General features: G+C 36.4%; 16 protein-coding genes. 10 read left to right on the forward strand and 6 right to left on the reverse strand.

All coding sequences use genetic code 11. The features are described 5' to 3' along the window. Nucleotides 1-23: 23 nt before the first annotated feature. On the reverse strand, nucleotides 24-1,037 hold the full coding sequence (locus ACIGAM_RS08120; RefSeq protein WP_396510957.1) for a fasciclin domain-containing protein: 1,014 nt from the start codon (nucleotides 1,035-1,037) through the stop codon (nucleotides 24-26). Nucleotides 1,038-1,226: 189 nt separating this feature from the next. On the opposite strand from ACIGAM_RS08120, the gene mnmA reads away from it, so the two are divergent. After that, nucleotides 1,227-2,432, forward strand: coding sequence for a tRNA 2-thiouridine(34) synthase MnmA (gene mnmA, locus ACIGAM_RS08125; protein ID WP_396510958.1), 1,206 nt, complete (start codon nucleotides 1,227-1,229; stop codon nucleotides 2,430-2,432). Nucleotides 2,433-2,442: 10 nt separating this feature from the next. After that, nucleotides 2,443-3,381, forward strand: a complete 939-nt coding sequence (locus ACIGAM_RS08130) for an NAD(P)H-dependent flavin oxidoreductase (RefSeq protein ID WP_396510959.1) — start codon at nucleotides 2,443-2,445, stop codon at nucleotides 3,379-3,381. 78 nt (nucleotides 3,382-3,459) lie between these two features. Here the strand turns inward: ACIGAM_RS08130 and ACIGAM_RS08135 are convergent, their stop codons facing one another. The 4 genes from ACIGAM_RS08135 to ACIGAM_RS08150 all read right to left on the reverse strand — a co-directional run bounded on the left by ACIGAM_RS08135 (nucleotide 3,460) and on the right by ACIGAM_RS08150 (nucleotide 7,739). Further along, nucleotides 3,460-4,047, reverse strand: coding sequence for a hypothetical protein (locus ACIGAM_RS08135; RefSeq protein WP_396510960.1), 588 nt, complete (start codon nucleotides 4,045-4,047; stop codon nucleotides 3,460-3,462). 554 nt (nucleotides 4,048-4,601) lie between these two features. Then, nucleotides 4,602-5,282 carry a type 1 glutamine amidotransferase domain-containing protein gene (locus ACIGAM_RS08140; protein ID WP_396510961.1) on the reverse strand — a complete coding sequence of 227 codons (681 nt, stop codon included), beginning with the start codon at nucleotides 5,280-5,282 and terminating at the stop codon, nucleotides 4,602-4,604. A 121-nt stretch (nucleotides 5,283-5,403) separates the two neighbouring features. Then, entirely contained in the window at nucleotides 5,404-5,895 is a 492-nt protein-coding gene (locus tag ACIGAM_RS08145; protein WP_396510962.1) for a CIA30 family protein, read from the reverse strand. A gap of 173 nt (nucleotides 5,896-6,068) precedes the next feature. Beyond that, complete coding sequence (locus ACIGAM_RS08150; protein ID WP_396510963.1) at nucleotides 6,069-7,739, reverse strand: alpha-amylase family glycosyl hydrolase; 1,671 nt, start codon at nucleotides 7,737-7,739, stop codon at nucleotides 6,069-6,071. 159 nt (nucleotides 7,740-7,898) lie between these two features. On the opposite strand from ACIGAM_RS08150, the gene menA reads away from it, so the two are divergent. From menA to ACIGAM_RS08190, 8 genes are all read left to right on the forward strand, one after another. Then, a complete protein-coding gene (menA, locus tag ACIGAM_RS08155; RefSeq protein WP_396510964.1) occupies nucleotides 7,899-8,801 on the forward strand; it encodes a 1,4-dihydroxy-2-naphthoate octaprenyltransferase in 903 nt (300 codons plus the stop codon). Nucleotides 8,802-8,883: 82 nt separating this feature from the next. Further along, nucleotides 8,884-9,564 (forward strand): metal-dependent hydrolase, encoded by a 681-nt coding sequence (locus tag ACIGAM_RS08160; protein WP_396510965.1) that lies wholly within the window; start codon nucleotides 8,884-8,886, stop codon nucleotides 9,562-9,564. 10 nt (nucleotides 9,565-9,574) lie between these two features. Beyond that, on the forward strand, nucleotides 9,575-10,609 hold the full coding sequence (locus tag ACIGAM_RS08165; protein ID WP_396510966.1) for an o-succinylbenzoate synthase: 1,035 nt from the start codon (nucleotides 9,575-9,577) through the stop codon (nucleotides 10,607-10,609). 3 nt (nucleotides 10,610-10,612) lie between these two features. Beyond that, nucleotides 10,613-11,596 carry a lysostaphin resistance A-like protein gene (locus ACIGAM_RS08170; RefSeq protein ID WP_396510967.1) on the forward strand — a complete coding sequence of 328 codons (984 nt, stop codon included), beginning with the start codon at nucleotides 10,613-10,615 and terminating at the stop codon, nucleotides 11,594-11,596. 11 nt (nucleotides 11,597-11,607) lie between these two features. Then, nucleotides 11,608-12,684 (forward strand): AMP-binding protein, encoded by a 1,077-nt coding sequence (locus ACIGAM_RS08175; protein ID WP_396510968.1) that lies wholly within the window; start codon nucleotides 11,608-11,610, stop codon nucleotides 12,682-12,684. Between the two features lie 71 nt (nucleotides 12,685-12,755). Then, nucleotides 12,756-14,576 carry a von Willebrand factor type A domain-containing protein gene (locus tag ACIGAM_RS08180; protein WP_396510969.1) on the forward strand — a complete coding sequence of 607 codons (1,821 nt, stop codon included), beginning with the start codon at nucleotides 12,756-12,758 and terminating at the stop codon, nucleotides 14,574-14,576. Nucleotides 14,577-14,613: 37 nt separating this feature from the next. Next, entirely contained in the window at nucleotides 14,614-15,084 is a 471-nt protein-coding gene (locus tag ACIGAM_RS08185) for a hypothetical protein (RefSeq protein WP_396510970.1), read from the forward strand. A gap of 77 nt (nucleotides 15,085-15,161) precedes the next feature. Then, a complete protein-coding gene (locus ACIGAM_RS08190; RefSeq protein ID WP_396510971.1) occupies nucleotides 15,162-16,481 on the forward strand; it encodes a M24 family metallopeptidase in 1,320 nt (439 codons plus the stop codon). A gap of 2 nt (nucleotides 16,482-16,483) precedes the next feature. Here ACIGAM_RS08190 and ACIGAM_RS08195 read toward each other — a convergent pair whose 3' ends face one another. Beyond that, nucleotides 16,484-17,659 carry an MFS transporter gene (locus ACIGAM_RS08195; RefSeq protein ID WP_396510972.1) on the reverse strand — a complete coding sequence of 392 codons (1,176 nt, stop codon included), beginning with the start codon at nucleotides 17,657-17,659 and terminating at the stop codon, nucleotides 16,484-16,486. Nucleotides 17,660-17,690 lie beyond the last annotated feature (31 nt).

Consider the following 17,690-nt stretch of genomic DNA (forward strand, 5'->3'; position numbering starts at 1 on the left):
TATTGCATTTAATTTCAGCTAACTTATTCAGGCATTAGAACACCGGTTATTGCGTGAACTACACCGTTTGTACCGGTAACATTAGTAACCACGATGTCGTATGTAGCACCAGAACCATCTGTAATAGAAGGAGGTGTTACGGTTGCGTCTATACTTAAACCACCTCCAGCAAATAATGGAGTGGCAGGTGTAGGAGCAGTAGTGCTTAAATCTTCAGCTCGTACGGTCGCTCCTAATACGTGATGTCTTAAAATATTATCTAATGCGCTTGTTGTTGTAGTATCAGAATCCCCTAGAGCCAGAATATCTGCAGCGCTTGTAATACCGTCATTTGGGTCTGCATCAATTAATACCTGAAAGGCATCATTAGTAGGAGCAAATACAGTAAAAGTCCCTGCACCTGATAATGTCGCAGCTAAATCTTCTTGTACTACCGCCGCTAGTAATGTAGAGAAATTAGGATCTGCACTAGCAAAAGTAGCAATTGTAGCTTCAGGTATAACAGCATCAACAACGTGTATCACTCCGTTATCTGCTGCTACGTCTAGTGTAGTAACATCTGAAATTCCATTAATAGTAACGGTTCCATTAGCTACACCTACATATAAATCGAGGTTGTCACCATCTGCATTTGTAGATAAAGCTTTTACATAACCCGCTGTAATTTGAGAAGCAGTGACTGAAGTTCCCAATACGTGATTGAGTAATAAATTAGCAACCACATCACTTGATAGCGAATTCACGGTCGTTATTGCCGCAGTTTCATCAGCAGCACCTAAGTAGGTGATAAATGCTGCATCTGTAGGAGCAAATACAGTTAAATCTGTATTTACTGTAGTAGATAATGTAGCTACAAGATCAGCTTTTACTGCTGCTGCAAGTAAGATATCAAAATCATCACTGTTAGAAACGATATCCGCAATCGTATTCGTTTCTGGAGGCATAATTGCATTGTCATCATCGTCATTACACGAAGTTAGGCTTACTGTAAATGCTGCTATAGCAAGTACTTGGAGGATTTTGTTAAATGATTTCATAGTATATTTTTTTTATTAGTTTTCAAATTTAAGAGTCGTATTTCTAAAATTTGTTTAACTAAAAGTTAAAAATGTTGAACAAAAATTTATTTATTGATTTTCTGAAATCTGAAAAGCAGCTCTGTATCATTTAATGTTTCGTAATTTTGCATTGGGTTTAGCGACTTAAAAGAACACAAATTGAAGATTATGAAAACCGTTGTTGTAGGTCTTAGTGGAGGAGTAGATAGTAGTGTTTCAGCATACTTATTGAAGGAAGCCGGGTATAATGTTATTGGGCTATTTATGAAGAACTGGCATGATGATTCTGTCACAATATCAGATGACTGCCCTTGGCTAGATGATAGTAATGATGCTATGCTCGTTGCTGAAAAATTAGGGATTCCTTTTCAGACTGTAGATTTAAGCGTAGAATATAAAGATCGAATAGTTGATTACATGTTTAGGGAATATGAGATGGGACGCACCCCTAACCCTGATGTACTTTGTAATCGCGAAATCAAATTTGATGTTTTTATGAAAATAGCACTGGAGTTAGGTGCAGATTTCGTTGCGACCGGTCATTATTGTCAGAAAGGTGAAGTTGAGGTTGATGGTAAACCGGTATATCAATTACTGGCAGGAGCAGATGACAACAAAGATCAATCTTATTTTCTATGTCAGTTATCACAGGATCAGCTTGGCAAAACCTTGTTTCCTATAGGTCATTTACAAAAAAGCGAGGTGCGTAAAATTGCTAAGGCCGAAAACCTGGTGACTGCAGATAAAAAAGATTCTCAAGGACTTTGCTTCATAGGTAAAGTGCGTTTGCCAGACTTTTTACAACAACAATTAAAACCGAAAGAAGGTGTGATTGTAGAGATTACTCCAGAAAGTGCTCAGTTGAAAATAGACACATTACAATCAGAAAACACCAGTAGTGTTGCTGTTGCTGTAAGTGATGTAGCTGTATTAGCTCAAAAGCCAAAGTACAATGTAACAGACGGTAAAGTAGTAGGTAAACATCAGGGAGCTCATTTTTTTACAAAAGGGCAACGCAAAGGTCTTGCCGTAGGCGGAACGCCAGAACCATTATTTGTAATAGATACAGATGTTGAGGAAAATGTGATTTATACCGGCCAGGGTAAAGATCATCCCGGCTTACTGCGTTCTGCTCTGTATGTTCAGGAAACTGAAATTCATTACATACGTGAGGATCTTGAGTTACAAATAGGAGAAACACGCGAGGTAGAAGCGCGTATACGATACCGCCAGCCTTTGGTTAAAGCTTGGCTACACAAAACAGAAGTTGGTCTTTACGTATCGTTTGATGAGCCACAGGCAGCAATAAGCGAGGGTCAATTTGTAGCCTGGTATAATGGTAACGAATGTTTAGGGTCTGGAGTAATTTCTTAAATATCTTAGTTTGAATAGAATCACATCACTTTTCGGTATACAATATCCCATAATTCAAGCCGGGATGATCTGGGCCAGTGGCTGGAAACTTGCCAGTGCTGTAAGTAATGCAGGAGGATTAGGGATTATAGGTGCAGGTTCTATGTATCCTGAAATTTTAAAAGAACATCTTATAAAGTGTAAAAAAGCGACTACAAATCCTTTTGCAGTTAATGTACCTCTGCTGTATCCTGACATAGATAAACTAATGCAGATCATCATTGAAGAAAAAGTCAAAATTGTATTTACAAGTGCAGGTAATCCTAAAACGTGGACTTCTCACTTAAAAGAAAATGGGATCACTGTGGTGCACGTAGTGAGTAGCGTAAAGTTTGCACTAAAAGCTGAAGAAGCAGGTGTAGATGCGGTTGTTGCCGAAGGATTTGAGGCAGGTGGTCATAATGGTCGCGAGGAGACTACTACATTTACGCTAATACCTATGGTAAAGGAGCAATTGAAGGTGCCTTTAATTGCCGCAGGTGGTATTGCTACAGGAAGAGGAATGCTCGCAGCTATGGTTCTAGGAGCAGATGCTGTACAAATAGGAAGCAGGTTTGTTGCTACTCCTGAAGCAAGTAGTCACATTAACTTTAAAAATAAGGTTATAGCTGCAAAGGAAGGAGATACAGAGTTGACTTTAAAAGAACTTGCACCTGTACGCTTGCTTAAGAATAAATTTTATGATGATGTAAAAGCTCTATATGCCACAGCACCATCTAAAGAGCAACTTGTTGAGCTTTTAGGGAGAGCACGCGCTAAGAAAGGTATGTTTGAGGGAGATCTTGAAGAAGGCGAATTAGAAATAGGTCAAATTGCCGGTCTAATACATAGTATAAAACCTGCCGCTGAAATAATTGAAGAATTAATGATCGATTTTGAACGTGCCAAAGATCAGGTGGCATTGTGCTAGATCAAGATGAGATTCCATAAAAAAATCCGCTCTTAAATTAAGAGCGGATTTTTGGCTTTATTTTATTAGATATTGAATTTATACGGCAGCTTTTTCCCACTGCATAGTTTCAAGAATGTCAAGAATCATAGTGTTATATTCTTTGCTGTCCTTTCCTTTTACGGCTAGCGCAACATCTACATATGCGCTTTCAGTTTCATCCTCAGTATTGATTTTAACTAAATAATGATCTACTTGCATCCCTAAACTATTTGGAGCTTTGTATTTAAACATCTCGTAATTACCTATAAGTTCAGGTGTAGTGTTTTGAATATATTTTTGAGAATCTTCATTGTTAACAATACTTACTGTCATATTAAAACCATCTGTAAGACCACCATAAAAAGAATTATCCTCACCAGAATATTTTACCATTACTTGATTGCCTACCACATCTACAGATGCCTTCTCAGGATAGATCATAGAAAGTTTCCACTCTTTATTTAAAGCACCACTTTTATAAAGCTTATACCCTTCTGGAATAACTACTGCGGGAGGAACTGGTTTTTCAAGTTCAACTTTATTCTCTGTATTTGCAGCTACATCATTCTTTTTCACATCAGTATTACATGCAGCTAAAGAAAGTCCTAAAATTGCTGTTGTTGTATATAAAAATAATCGTTTCATTTTATTTATGTTTTAATTACTAAAGCTAAACTAGCGGTATTTTGAGATCTACTTTGCCTATGATTTATTAAAAAAATGGCTAAAATGTTAAGCAGTGTTAATGCTAATTTCAAAATATTTAGATAAATTAGTATTATAAAAAACTGTATATAAGTTAATTATATTTTTTTTACATCAATTATTTTGGAGTGCGTTAAAGTTTTCTTGATGATTAATAATTCTTGACATAAATTAAAAAGGTGCTTATAAAAAGCACCTTTTTCTACTGATGGCTAAATCAACAATTAATTTTATATAGGCGCTTAATTGGAAAAGATCTCATACATTTTTAAAAAATCTGTTGTAAGAGATTAATAAGCTAGTATAAGTTTACGTAAAGCTTATGGTTTATCTATCCTGTACTATACTGCGAACACTTAATTTAACCCTCAAGATGCGGAAATAAAAAACGGATTGAAACTGAGTTCAATCCGTTGATTACGTTTTAGCTTTTAATTTTCACAACTTTAGGGAGAGTTGTAAATTATTAAGGCGAAAACTTATTTTCAATATTATTATGCTAAACGCTCGAGTAAAATTTCTGCAACTTTTTCTGATGATGCCGGGTTTTGACCTGTAATTAAAAGACCATCTTCTTGAGTGTAAACACCCCAGTCATCTCCTTTTGAATAAATACCACCATTTTCTTTAAGCATATCTTCTACTAGAAATGGTACTACATCTGTAAGTTGTACAGCTTCTTCCTCAGTATTAGTAAATCCAGTAACTTTTTTATCTTTTACTAGAGAATTTCCGTCTGCACTTTTAGTATGTTTAAAAACAGCTGGAGCGTGACATACAGCACTTACGGGTTTATTGTTAGCATAAAATGATTCAATTAAAGCAATAGAATCTTTATCTTCTACTAAATCCCATAATGGACCGTGTCCACCCGGGTAGAAAATCGCATCAAAACCACCTTGATCAACTTCAGACAATTTTGTTGTAGTCGCTAATTTAGCTTTTAAAGCTTCATCTGCGTTAAAACGTTTAGTAGCTTCTGTTTGTGCATCCTCAGCAGAACTTTTAGGATCTATAGGTGGTTGACCACCTTTAGGAGAAGCAATTGTAATTTCAATACCCTTATCGTGAAGCGTATAATAAGGAGCAGCAAATTCTTCAATCCAAAATCCTGTTTTCTCTCCCGTATCTCCTAATTTATCGTGGCTTGTAAGTACAAATAATACCTTTTTCATAATCTTATATTTTAATTGCAGCACGTGCCGCTTGTTTATAATTATTTGAGACAAAGGTACTGGCACAACTCTTTAAAAAAATTGACCTATGCTAAGAGGGTGTGTTAAATAAAAGTTGATATTAATGTACTAAGACAATTTTGTCGAGCTCAAGTTTAAAATCTTCTTTTTTTTTATTTCCTATTAAAAAAGTTAGTTGCTCTATCTGATTTTGATCAAACGCATTCATCTGTAATTTGCGACCTCTAAATTGTGGAGTCATTTGACTTAGTTGAATTTTTACAACTTGCCAATCTCCTGTTGTTTTAAAGGTATAAACATAAGAATGAGAATTTGAGATTTTGTCTTTTACTCTAAACTGATAATCCTTGCCGTCACCTTTTAAATAGAGTTCTACTGACTGTTCAGGATTTACAAAAGTAGTAGGCAAATTGTATTGCAATGACGAAAAGCCGCCATTGTTTTCTAAAGATATGTGACCTGAGAACTCGCCATTGCCATCTTTATTGAGTTTAAAAGAACCCGATGATCTGCCTCCCATAACGACATCATCAACTACTTGCCATTTACTAATATCTGTATCCTTTTTAAAATTGAATAAAGTAGTGTTCATAAGTGGGATTGTAAGTAAAAGGAAAAACCATTTCATAAATTATACATCTAAGTTCATAAAAAAATCTGATCTAAATCGTGTTATTGAAACCGTATCTAGATCAGATTGAAATAAAAATTCTAATGCAAATCGCTTAATAGAGGTGATAGCCTAAAGTTAATGTAATTAGCATTTTAAGACTTTTCAAGTAATACGATAGTAGATGCAGTGTTTAAAGATATTTTGCCATTTTTTACTGTAGCAGTATTCCCGGAATACCTATCTGTAATAATCTCACCATTTTTGAAAATAGGAGTAACCAAAATTTCTTTTTCACCTTCTGGTAAATCTAAGCCTACAACAACTGCATCATTGATTTCATTTTTAGAATAGGTTCTTGAAAACACGTACGGCTTTTCCTGAAGCATTTTATGGCGCCCGGCACCTACAGAAAGGTGATCTCTTCTAAATGTTCCTAGTTTTTGCCAGTGATTTAGTATGGCTTTAGTTTCAGTAGAATCTAGTTGTGACCACGGCATCATTCCACGTAACGTGGCATCACCATCAGCGCCGGGAATTGTTAAATTACGGGCAATCTCATCACCGTAATAAATTTGTGACAAACCGGGTGTGAGTAATAATTTAGTTCCTGTTTCATAGGCTTTGCTTCGGTCTTTATCAAAAGGTTGACCATCGTCGTGCGACGTCGCATAATTAAGTACACTTTTACTCTTTAAAGCAGTGTGTAGTATAGAGTCATAGCTGGAGAACATCTGCTCATAATCTCCCGTGGCATCATATTTAAATTGAAAATTGATTAGGTTGTCAAAACCGTGAGCAAAATAATCTACTTTTTGATCCCCAAAATCATAATCTCTACCACCGCCAATGTTATAATTATAGACTTCTCCTAACATAAAAAATGCATTATCGTCTAAAACTAAATCAGGATTATTGCTTTTATAGCTGGCAAATGCCAGGTCTGCCTGTGTTCTCATAACAGACCACGCTGCCTCATCAACATGCTTTACAGTATCTACCCTAAAAGCGTCTATGCCTAAATCACGAATGTAATCTGTAAGCCATTTTATAATGTAATTCCGCGGAGTTTTTGCAAGCTCACTAGTTGCAAAAAACGAGTTTAACTCTTCTAATTCTGCATCGTAACGGCCTTCTTTTTTCCATTTTTCTATTAAAAAAGCAGGTAGTTCAACTTCTTTTTCGCTTTCGGTTTTTATATCGGGTAGGTTTGCTACCAGCGTACATAGAGTTGTAGCGTCATAGCCATCATAAGTACACTGGGGTTGTTGCCGTGCCCAATCTTCGCCCCAAAAAACATCAGTATCAGTAACTGGTCCTGTGTGGTTAAGTACAACATCCATCACGATGCGTATTCCATTTTGATGCGCTGTAGTAACAAGCTTTTGTAATTCTTCATAAGTACCAAAGTTAGGATCAAGAGCAGTCCAGTCTTTTGTCCAATACCCATGATACCCGTAGGTTACGCCTGTACCTTCATCAACTGCACCATGTACTTGCTCAACAACCGGAGTAAACCAAATTGCATTAATACCTAAGTTTGTAAAATAGCCATCTTCAATCTTTTGCGTAATACCTGCAATATCACCACCTTTAAATCCACGTAAAACAGCCGTTTCCTTATCGCGTCCAAAATTGATATCGTTATTTGTGTTGCCATTATTGAAACGATCTGTAAGTAGAAAGTAAAAATTGGCAGCTTCCCAGGCAAAAGGTTTTTTAGCTTCTGTTACTATGGTTTCAGAAATTTCTGGTGTGTTTTCTGTTTTTGATTTACAACTTAAAAGAGAACAACCTAAAAAGAAGTAGAGTAGTGTGTGTTTCATTTTTCAATCTATTTTTAAAACCGAAAAATAGTAATTAATGCGCTAACTATAACGCTTTCGATATTGATTTTAGAACTGCTCAGTAATTTTTGACTGCTACTTGCGTCATTTTTAAATACCATAAGATAAGTCTACTTTTGCGATTAAATTATAAAATCTATGACACGAGTTAAAGCTTGGATTTCTGCCGCAAGGTTGCGTACGTTACCTTTATCTGTATCAGGTATATTGGTAGGTAGTGCACTGGCTTACAATACAGGGGCTTTTAGATGGAGCATTTGTATCCTGGCTTTACTGGCAACTCTGGGTTTTCAAATTCTTTCAAACTTTGCTAATGATTATGGCGATGGTATAAAAGGCACAGATAATGACGAGCGCATAGGTCCTGCTCGCGCTATGCAAAGTGGTTTGTTAACTGCTAATCAACTCAAAAGAGGTATTGTTTTTACAGCAGTATTAACCAGTTTATTAAGTCTGGCGCTTATTTACACAGCCTTTGGGTCAGACAAGTTTGTACAATCTTTAATCTTTTTTCTATTAGGTCTGTCTGCCATACTTGCTGCAGTTAAATATACTGTAGGGCGTGGGGCTTATGGCTACAGAGGGTTAGGTGATTTTTTTGTCTTTATATTTTTTGGATTAGTAGCAGTCGTAGGTACTTATTATATGTACACCTTAGAATTACGTAGGGTAGTTTTTTTACCTGCTTTAACAATAGGCTTTCTAAGTATGGCGGTTCTTAATCTTAATAATATGCGTGATCGCCTGTCAGACTCACGCGTAAATAAGAATACGCTTGCGGTTATTTTAGGCGAGAAAAAGGCAAAAATTTATCATTATAGTTTAATAGGCGGTGCTTTTTTAGCGACTCTAATTTTCTTTCAGCTTACAAATACTTTCAAATATTCTGCAATAGCTTTTGTGGTTTTTATTCCGTTAACTAAACACATTAAGGTAGTAAAAGCGAATCATAGCCCGGCACTATTAGATCCTCAGCTTAAAAAGGTAGCTTTGGCTACATTCTTTTTTTCAATACTTTTTACTTTAGGATTTCTATTTTAACAGAACCTTATAAGGTAAGTAGATAGTGTGATATGCGTGTTTTCGTAAATTTCAGAGATAGAAATATGAAATTGAAAATACTATGAAAATCACCTATTACGGACAAAACTGTTTTGGTTTTGAAACTGAAAAAGCAACACTTCTTACAGATCCTTTTATAACAGGAAACGACCTTGCAAAGGATAAAATTGATATTAAAAATCTAAATCCAGATTTTATATTCTTAACGCACGCTCATCAAGATCATACTTTAGATGCCGAAGCTATAGCGAAACAATCTGGGGCAACGATTGTTAGCAATTATGAGATTGCAAATCACTACGCTGCAAAAGATTTAGAAACACACCCTATGAACCACGGCGGAAGCTGGGAGTTTTCATTTGGTAAAGTCAAATATGTAAATGCAATACATACCAGCTCCTTCCCAGATGGAAGTTACGGCGGTCAACCCGGTGGGTTTGTATTTAGTATAGATGGGAAGACAATTTATATGGCCGGTGATACTGCACTAACGATGGATATGAAGCTAATTCCGTTAGAGTTTGATCTTGATGTGGCTATTCTACCTATTGGAGATAATTTTACAATGGGAATAGGCGATGCAGTACGTGCAAGTGATTTTATAGAATGTAATAACATTATAGGTTGTCATTACGATACTTTTGGTTTTATAGAAATTGATCACGATGGCGCCAAAAAAGCATTTAGTTCTGTAGAAAAGAAACTTACCTTACTTGAAATAGGGGAATCAATAGAATTATAATAAGCCATTTTTGAAAGCAACATATAAAAAGTATATTCTCGACTTTAAACAGCCTAGCGGTACTTCTCGGGGCATTCTTAGTCAAAAAGAAACCTGGTTTATAAAAATCGAAGAAGAACAAAAGATAGGAATTGGTGAGTGCGGTATTCTGCGTGGTTTAAGTATAGACGACCGCCCAGATTATGAAGAACATCTAAAATGGGCTTGTGAAAATATCCATCTGGGTGAGCAAATCCTTTACGATAGATTAGAAGACTTTCCTAGCATTCAATTTGGAGTTGAGATGGCTTTTAAATCCTTTAATGCGGCAAATACTTTTGAGCTTTTTCCTTCTGCATTTACGCAAGGTAAAGATGCGATAGCAATTAACGGACTCATCTGGATGGGAACGCCTCAGTTTATGCAGGACCAAATAGCCGCAAAGCTAGCTTCTGGTTTTAATTGTATCAAAATGAAAATAGGTGCTATTGATTTTGATGCCGAAATAAAACTTTTAGAAGGAATAAGAGAGAAGTTTTCCGCAGAACAAATAACCCTAAGAGTTGATGCTAACGGAGCATTTAAGCCTACTGAAGCCCTACAAAAATTAGAACGGCTTGCTGCTTTAGAAATTCATTCTATAGAGCAGCCCATACAACAACGCCAGGAAGAAGAGATGGCAAAACTATGTGAGAATACTAAACTGCCTATTGCTCTTGATGAAGAGTTGATAGGCGTTTTTGGCTATAAGCGTCAGAAAGAGTTACTTCAACAAATTAAACCGCAGTACATTATTTTAAAACCTAGTCTTGTAGGAGGTTTTAGAGGTTGCGATTCGTGGATTCAGCTTGCAGAAGAATTAGACATAGGCTGGTGGATTACTTCTGCTTTAGAAAGTAATATAGGTTTAAATGCAATTGCACAATATACATTTTCAAAAAGCACAACAATTCCTCAAGGCTTAGGTACTGGCGGTTTATACACAAATAATGTATCTTCCCCATTAGAAATAGAGCACGGGCAGCTGTGGTATTCACAACAAAAAAACTGGAGCTTTCAATTTTAATATATGTTTATAGAATTAGCTTACAAGTCACTACATAATTTCTGGAGGTATCTATTAGGTTCTTTACTTGTTATTTTTGCATCAGTTATAGGGCAATTACCGCTTACAGTCGCAGTATTATTTAAGCTGGGAGTTTCGAATATGGACAATCCTGAGAAGCTGCAAAGTTCTATGGAAAATCTGGATCAAAATGCAATAATGGGCGTCTTAGATAAAAACCTTACTTTCTTTCTAATACTTATCTCTTTTGTTTTCGCCTTTGGTGGATTACTGTTTGTTATTAAATTTTTACACCAGCAAAAGCTCAAAGATTTGGTGACCACCCGAGCTAAGTTTGATTGGGGCAGAGTCTGGTTTGCCTTTGGTATGATTGCGATTTATACTATTTCGGCGACATTGATCAGCTATTTTTATGCACCTGAAGAACTATTAGTCTCCTTCAGTCTTGTGCCATTTCTAATACTGGCAGTAATTGCAATTCTTTTAGTACCTATACAAACAAGTGTAGAAGAATTGGTATTTAGAGGATATTTAATGCAGGGCTTTGGGATTTTAGCTAAAAACAGATGGTTTCCGCTGCTTATGACTTCTTTTATATTTGGCGGCTTGCATTATTTCAACCCTGAGATAAGTGCGATGGGAGATATCGTAATGGTATTTTATTTTGGTACCGGTCTTATTCTAGGTATTATGACTTTGATGGACGAAGGTATGGAGCTAGCTCTTGGGTATCACGCAGCAAACAATCTTATAACTGCTCTATTAGTAACCGCAGACTGGACTGCGTTTCAAACCGATTCAATTTTCAAGGATATTTCAGATCCTACAGCAGGAATTGTTGATGTGTTACCGGTATTTATAATTTATCCTATTTTTTTAGGAATATTAGCCTATAAATACAAATGGACCGGATGGAAAGAAAAGCTTTTTGGAGCTGTTAATGAACCGGAAAGTCCTAAATTAGAAGACCATTTTGTAGCAGATTAAAACAGCTTACGATGTCTAAATATGAAGTACATCCTGAATTTAAACTCAACGGTAAGCCGCTTAAAGCAGCAGGCTTAAAAATTCTCGCCGCAAATTTAATTGACAGCGGCGAATTGTATGAGCAGGAACTCTCTTCATTTATTCTTGACTGGCTTAATGATAAAGATTATGTTTTTGTAAATACCTCAGGTTCTACAGGTGCTCCTAAAAGCATAAAGCTTCTTAAACGGCATATGATTAACAGTGCTAAAGCTACAGGTAAGCAGTTTAAGCTAGACGCTGGTACTTCTGCACTACATTGCTTGCCTACTCGCTTTATCGCTGGCAAAATGATGTTTGTACGCGCAGTTATTTTAGGTTGGAAATTAGATGTGGTTCCTCCTAAATCTAATCCGCTTGATCAGGTTTTTAAGCGTTACGACTTTTCTGCAATGACACCCTTTCAGCTAGATAATAGTATTGCCCGTTTACATTTATTAAGTAAGCTTATTATAGGTGGTGGAGTTTTTTCTGAGTCGCTTAAAAACTTAGTAAAAGACAGTCCCGCAAAAATCTATGAGACTTACGGAATGACAGAAACCATTACACATATAGCTGTGCGTAGGGTCAATTCTAAAAAAAGTAGAGATGCAGAGCCTCCTTTTAAAACGTTAAATAAAGTTACCGTAAGCCAGGATGATCGCGGTTGCCTCATTATAAAAGCGCCTAAGGTTACAACAGATCCTATTGTTACAAACGATTTGGTTGATCTCGTCTCCTATAAAAAATTTCATTGGCTAGGTCGCATAGACAATGTTGTAAACAGTGGTGGTATTAAATTATATCCAGAGAGTATTGAGAAAAAACTTACGCTTCAGATAGATGTAAATTTTCTTGTCGCGGGTATCCCTGATGATAGGCTGGGAGAGCGTTTAATTCTTATTATGGAATGTGACAGTTTTGATGCTTCAAAACTCAATTTTGAAGTTTTAGAAAAGTATGAGGTTCCTAAAGAGTTATACTGTGTTCCTAAATTTGCACGTACTCCTAATGGAAAAATTAAACGTAGTGAGATTATAACGGGCTTAAAACCAGAATACAAAATTTAGATTAAGGGTTGAATCAGATTCTTGGCAGGGAACTTGATATTTCATTTATCAAATTTTAAAGCTCACCTCTGATGAAAAAAAATACACTCTTAATTATGCTCCTTTTTATTACAGGAGCAAGTCTTGAAGTTTCAGCACAAAATAAAATTATGTTATCTGGTCAGGTAACAGGTGAAGGTCAAACACTTGCCGGAGTTCGTGTCGTAAGTAAACTAGGCGGTCACAAAAGCATTACAGATTCTAATGGGAATTTTACTATTAAAACACAGATAGGTGATGTCCTGACTTTTAGTTTTATTGGGTATATCACAAAAACTACAACAGTTAAGAACACCCAATTTTTAAAGGTGGTTTTAGAATCTTCAGAGGCTTTAGAGGAAGTTATTGTGCGTGATAATGAACCTGTAGAAGAAATTGCTTTTATGAGTTACTCGCAAGGCTTTCACTCAAAAATCGCTCCTGCTCATGGCGTTTACAATTATCAGAATGTGACTGAGAGCTACGCAAGAATAGACGAAAATCAATTTAAACATGTAAGTGCGAGTCCGCTATCTACATTTTCAATTGATGTAGATCGTGCAGCTTATAGCAATATTCGTAGAATGATTAATAATGGTCAGGATATTCCGGTAGATGCCGTGCGTATTGAAGAAATGATTAATTATTTTAATTATGACTATGAGCAACCTAAAAACGGAGATCCTTTTTTAATGAACGCTGAGGTTGCAAATACTCCCTGGAATAGCGATACCCAATTGATTAAGATAGGAATTAAGGGAAAAGAAATTCCGTTAGGTGATTTGCCAAGTTCAAATCTTGTTTTTCTTTTAGATGTATCCGGGTCTATGAATAATGCAAATAAATTACCTCTTTTAAAAGCAGCGTTTAAAATACTGGTAAATCAACTAAGAGAACAGGATAAAGTGGCTATTGTTGTTTATGCCGGTGCAGCAGGTACGGTATTAGAACCTACAAACGGGTCTAATAAAACAGAAATTTTAAATGCCTTAGATAAGCTTGAAGCTGGCGGTAGAACAGCGGGTGGTGCTGGCTTGAAACTTGCCTATTCTTTAGTTGAAAAACATTTTATAGATGGGGGAAATAACCGTATTATTTTAGCAACAGATGGGGATTTTAATGTAGGTCTAAGCAGTGATCGCGAGATGGAAGATTTAATCGAAGAAAAAAGAGCTTCGGGTATTTATCTTACAGCCTTAGGCTTTGGAATGGGAAATTATAAAGATTCAAAATTAGAAACCCTGGCAGACAAGGGCAATGGTAATTATGCCTATATAGATACGATGCAGGAAGCTCGCAAAGTACTGGGTACCGAGTTTGGTGGTACTTTATACACCATAGCAAAAGATGTTAAAATACAGGTAGAATTTAATCCTGCTTTAGTAAAAGGATACCGTCTTATAGGCTACGAAAATCGCCTGTTAAATGATGAAGATTTTAATGATGACACTAAAGATGCAGGCGAAATAGGCAGTGGGCATACCGTTACTGCTCTTTACGAAATTTTACCGGTAGGAAAAAATTCTCCATTTTTAAAACCTGTAGACGATTTAAAGTATACAAATACGATAACTAGTGCTACTGGTAAATCTATTGAGTTAGTAACGGTTAAAATTAGATACAAAGAACCCAATAGTGACACGAGTAAGCTAATTGAAGAGATTGTTAAACCAGATGCTAAGGATATAAGTAACGCTTCAGAAGATTTTAATTTTATAGCAAGTTTAGCGCTATTCGGTATGCAACTGAGAGACTCACCTTTTAAAGGTGATGCGCCTAAGTCTATGACGCTGAGTCTTGCTGAATACGGTCGCGGAAAAGACAAAGAAGGCTTTAGAGCAGAATTTATAAGGCTGGTTAAGGCCACAGATTGATATTATTTTTATTCCTTTGTAACACAAATTAAGAATTATGAGATATATTTTTTTCATCGCTACAGTAGTTTTGTTTGGTATGTTTGATGCATCAGCACAGTATGGTTATGGTGGTGGTGGCTATGGTGGTAATGGGTATGGTCGTAGTCGTATGGGAAGCAGTATGATGGGCGCCGGTGCTTCTCAGCAAGGTCCCAGAGACGAACCTAAAACTTCTGCAGAGCTGGTAGATGAGCGCATAGAAGAGTATGTAACGGAGTTTGAGTTAGATCCTTTTGAGACTGAAGTATTGCGTACGTATTTAGAAACGCATTTTGATAATGTAATGGGGCTGCAAAAAGATAAAACTAAAGATGCAGAAACCATGCGCAAAGATTTTGAGCGCATGCAAACTGAATTTAAAACAAATTTAAAGTCTATACTTTCTGAAGAAGAAATAGAAAAATTTATAACTATGGATTTTACGTCTTCCGCGGTACGAAAACGAAAGAAAAACAGAGAGAATTAGTTTATAAAAGGTGCTTTGAGCACCTTTTTTTATTGAGGGTTAATGCGTAATTTCGATTATCAATTTTATTCCTCTTTATGCGTAATCTACTACTCTTCTCCATTTTCTTATTTTGTTATTACAATACTGCACAGGCACAAATTTTACCAGAGCGTGATCGCGCTGCGTTAGTAGATAGAATTCTTGCTGATCGTTTTGAAAATGTATTGCCTAATCTTATGTACCGCACCGGTATAGATATGTGGGTGCTCATTTCAAGAGAATATAATGAAGATCCTGTAATGCGAACGATGTTGCCGGCTACTTGGCTAAATGCACGCAGACGCACAATCATAGTCTTTTATTGGGATGAGTCTAAAAATAAACTAGAGAAGCTTGCTGTAGCTAGATACAATATAGGTGATAGTATAACCTCTGCCTGGGATAAGGAGCAGGAACCAGACCAGTGGAAAGCTTTAATGAAAATCATTGATGAGCGTAATCCTAATAAAATAGCACTTAATTATTCTGATGATTATGGTATTGCAGACGGTCTTGTAAAAACAGATTATGAGGCCTTTATGAATATTTTGCCAGAAACGTACAAATCTAAAGTAGTATCTGCAGAACCATTAGCGGTAGGCTGGGTAGAAACGAGAAGTCCGCTCGAGCTTCAACTTTTTCAAGAGCTTGTAGGCATCACGCACAATATCATAAGAGAAGCATTTAATAGTAGTTTTATAAAGCCGGGAAAAACCACGACAGAAGATGTAGTTTGGTTTTTGAGACAAAAAGTTACAGATTTAGGTTTAGAAACATGGTTTCATCCTACAGTAGATATTCAGCGGGCAAATGAAAAGTTAGAGAGCCATCTAACTGCTTTTACAAATCATAATGAAGCGCAGGTTATTTTACCGGGAGATTTGATTCATTGTGATTTTGGCATATCTTATTTACGTCTCAATACAGATTGCCAGCAGCACGCCTATATTTTAAAGGACGGGGAAACGGCAGCACCGCAGTTTTTAGTAGACGCCTTTGCTAAAGGAAACCAACTTCAAGACATTCTTACTTCAAAATTTGAAACCGGGAAAACTGGAAATATGATTTTAAAAGAATCACTAACCGAAGCTAAAGCAGCAGGTTTAGTACCTTCAATTTATACACATCCACTTGGCTTATACGGCCACTCTGCAGGTACCACAATAGGTATGTGGGACGCGCAGGACGGTGTTGAGGGTTCTGGTGATTACAAACTCTTTCCTAATACTGTTTATGCAATAGAATTAAATACAACAGTAAATTTACCAGAATGGAATAAAGATATACGTATAATGCTTGAAGAAGCCGGTTTATGGAATTCTAAAGGCTTTAGCTATGTTAATAAGCGCCAGCAAGAGTTAATATTGATTGATTAAAATTAATTTTCTTTTAAAAGTTTTTTCTCCTGCTTTTTACGGTATTGTATTACACTAATAGATAAACCTACCCCGCAAAACGCTAAAACTGCACCTACTAATTCTGGTGATGTATAACCGTATCCTGCTGCGATAGGTAGGCCTCCTAAAAATGCCCCAATCGCATTAGCAACATTAAAAGCAGCCTGATTTACAGAAGAAGCAAGCATTTCAGACTCTTTAGCAGATTTTATCATCAACATCTGTATAGATGGTGCCGTAGAAAAGGCAAAAGCTCCGGTTATAAAAACCATTATAAGCATCATCCATTGTATATGCGCAATAAAGGATATCGTTATTAAACATATAGTCATTGCTCCCAGAAGTATAGCAGTCGCTTTAATTGGCGAAAATTTGTCTGCTAATTTCCCGCCTAAAACATTTCCGAAAGTCATTCCTAGACCAGCTAACATTAATATGAAGATAACCATCTTATTATCAAACCCGCTTACTTCAGTAAGTAAGGGAGTGATATAGCTATACCATGCAAAGAAGCCCCCGGTTCCTATTGCTGTGATTCCCAGTATAAGCCATAATTCGGTACGCCTAAAAATTTTAAGAGCGTCTTTTATAGGTATGGGTTTGTTTTTTTCAATCTTAGGCAACCAGAATGTAATTGCTAAAACCGTGAGTACACCCACGGCCACCACAATCATAAAAGTATACCTCCAGGAGATATTATGTCCTACATAAGTACCTAAAGGAATTCCTATAATATTTGCTACAGTTAGACCACTAAACATCATTGCAACTGCACTTGCGGCTTTTTCTTTAGGAACTAGCCTACTTGCCACAACCGCACCTACACCAAAAAATGCGCCATGTGGTAGGCCAGAAAGTAAGCGTGATATAAACATTAAGTTATAACTGGTCGCAAATATAGAAAGGGAGTTAAATACGGTAAATGCCAGCATCAGCGCCAGAAGTATTTTTTTAGGCGAATAATTTCCTGCAATGGCAACTAAAATGGGAGCACCTATAACCACGCCTAGAGCATAAGCCGAGATAAAATGCCCTGCCTGCGGTATACTTATATTGAGATCTTTTGCAACATCAGGTAATATACCCATCATCACAAACTCAGTCATTCCTATTCCAAAACCCCCTATAGATAAGGCAATTAGACTTTTCTTAAACATATAATAGTGTATTGAATTACCATTCAGTTAA

Origin of the sequence: Leeuwenhoekiella sp. NPDC079379 (assembly GCF_044542075.1) — a bacterium.
Classification (GTDB): Bacteria; Bacteroidota; Bacteroidia; order Flavobacteriales; family Flavobacteriaceae; genus Leeuwenhoekiella.